The organism is Vibrio sp. 1727, assembly GCF_033344415.1.
Lineage (GTDB): Bacteria > Pseudomonadota > Gammaproteobacteria > Enterobacterales > Vibrionaceae > Vibrio > Vibrio alginolyticus.
In genome coordinates this window covers 1-628 of record NZ_JAWPOT010000394.1, presented here as the reverse complement: position 1 = coordinate 628, position 628 = coordinate 1, and the positions used below count along the sequence as shown (strand labels likewise).

The window sequence follows — 628 nt, the reverse complement described above, 5'->3', positions numbered from 1 at the left end:
TGGGCACGGCGATATTCCAATGGCGGTTGATGCAGTAAAGCAGGGCGCATGTGAGTTTTTAGAAAAACCGATCAATCCTGCTGAGCTCTTAACACTAGTAAAACAGCAGCTTGAAACTCGAAGCAGCCAGGTGGAATTGCAGCTACAGGCGGAGAAATCTATTTCGCGCTCATTAATTGGTAAGTCTGCGCATATGGAGCAGATCCGCAAGCTTGTTGCCCAATACGCGTTACTGGACACGCACGTGGTGGTTTATGGTGAGTCGGGCACTGGGCGTCACAGCGTCGCGGGGTTAATTAAAGACATGATGTCTAAGAGTGAAGAAACGGAGTATGGTTCTTTTGCTCTCAGTGCAACCACAACAATGGATAGCATTGATGATGCCATCGACAAACAGCAGTCGTGTTTACTTGTGTTAGAGAACTTACCTGAACTGCCTGAAGAGGGGCAACGGCATCTGGCTCAATTGTTATTGGCGCGAGAACGTTGTGGGAAAAAGAATCTGCGTGTTGTAACGATTTTTGACTCAGAACCGGAAGCGTATATCACCAAAAATCAATTGCTGCCGGAGCTGTACTATCTGCTCAACCAAGGCGTGGTGCACGTACCGCCATTGCGTCAGCGCCCT

General features: G+C 48.7%; 1 protein-coding gene. It reads left to right on the top strand.

What is annotated here, in order from left to right:
• The coding region (locus R8O10_RS25945; protein ID WP_318192059.1) for a sigma 54-interacting transcriptional regulator at window positions 1–628 on the top strand (628 nt) is incomplete at both ends.